This is a genomic window from Salmonella sp. SAL04157, assembly GCF_046551635.1.
Lineage (GTDB): Bacteria > Pseudomonadota > Gammaproteobacteria > Enterobacterales > Enterobacteriaceae > Salmonella > Salmonella enterica.
In genome coordinates, this window is the sequence record NZ_JBGDVS010000026.1 from 1 (window position 1) to 1,590 (window position 1,590).

Below are 1,590 nucleotides of genomic sequence, written 5' to 3' on the forward strand. Positions count from 1 at the left end.
GAAGGTGGCCTGTGAGGGTTGCTGGAGGTATCAGAAGTGCGAATGCTGACATAAGTAACGATAAAGCGGGTGAAAAGCCCGCTCGCCGGAAGACCAAGGGTTCCTGTCCAACGTTAATCGGGGCAGGGTGAGTCGACCCCTAAGGCGAGGCCGAAAGGCGTAGTCGATGGGAAACGGGTTAATATTCCCGTACTTGGTGTTACTGCGAAGGGGGGACGGAGAAGGCTATGTTGGCCGGGCGACGGTTGTCCCGGTTTAAGCGTGTAGGTGTGTGTTCCAGGTAAATCCGGTTCACTTTAACACTGAGGCGTGACGACGAGGCACTACGGTGCTGAAGCAACAAATGCCCTGCTTCCAGGAAAAGCCTCTAAGCATCAGGTAACATCAAATCGTACCCCAAACCGACACAGGTGGTCAGGTAGAGAATACCAAGGCGCTTGAGAGAACTCGGGTGAAGGAACTAGGCAAAATGGTGCCGTAACTTCGGGAGAAGGCACGCTGACATGTAGGTGAAGTGATTTACTCATGGAGCTGAAGTCAGTCGAAGATACCAGCTGGCTGCAACTGTTTATTAAAAACACAGCACTGTGCAAACACGAAAGTGGACGTATACGGTGTGACGCCTGCCCGGTGCCGGAAGGTTAATTGATGGGGTCAGCGCAAGCGAAGCTCCTGATCGAAGCCCCGGTAAACGGCGGCCGTAACTATAACGGTCCTAAGGTAGCGAAATTCCTTGTCGGGTAAGTTCCGACCTGCACGAATGGCGTAATGATGGCCAGGCTGTCTCCACCCGAGACTCAGTGAAATTGAACTCGCTGTGAAGATGCAGTGTACCCGCGGCAAGACGGAAAGACCCCGTGAACCTTTACTATAGCTTGACACTGAACATTGAGCCTTGATGTGTAGGATAGGTGGGAGGCTTTGAAGTGTGGACGCCAGTCTGCATGGAGCCGACCTTGAAATACCACCCTTTAATGTTTGATGTTCTAACGTGGACCCGTGATCCGGGTTGCGGACAGTGTCTGGTGGGTAGTTTGACTGGGGCGGTCTCCTCCTAAAGAGTAACGGAGGAGCACGAAGGTTGGCTAATCCTGGTCGGACATCAGGAGGTTAGTGCAATGGCATAAGCCAGCTTGACTGCGAGCGTGACGGCGCGAGCAGGTGCGAAAGCAGGTCATAGTGATCCGGTGGTTCTGAATGGAAGGGCCATCGCTCAACGGATAAAAGGTACTCCGGGGATAACAGGCTGATACCGCCCAAGAGTTCATATCGACGGCGGTGTTTGGCACCTCGATGTCGGCTCATCACATCCTGGGGCTGAAGTAGGTCCCAAGGGTATGGCTGTTCGCCATTTAAAGTGGTACGCGAGCTGGGTTTAGAACGTCGTGAGACAGTTCGGTCCCTATCTGCCGTGGGCGCTGGAGAACTGAGGGGGGCTGCTCCTAGTACGAGAGGACCGGAGTGGACGCATCACTGGTGTTCGGGTTGTCATGCCAATGGCACTGCCCGGTAGCTAAATGCGGAAGAGATAAGTGCTGAAAGCATCTAAGCACGAAACTTGCCCCGAGATGAGTTCTCCCTGAGACTTTA

At 53.8% G+C, this 1,590-nt stretch carries 1 rRNA gene; it reads left to right on the top strand.

Features of this window, described 5'->3' with window-relative positions:
• Nucleotides 1-1,590: ribosomal RNA gene (locus tag ACLJRE_RS23800) — 23S ribosomal RNA — on the top strand; the annotation flags it as partial.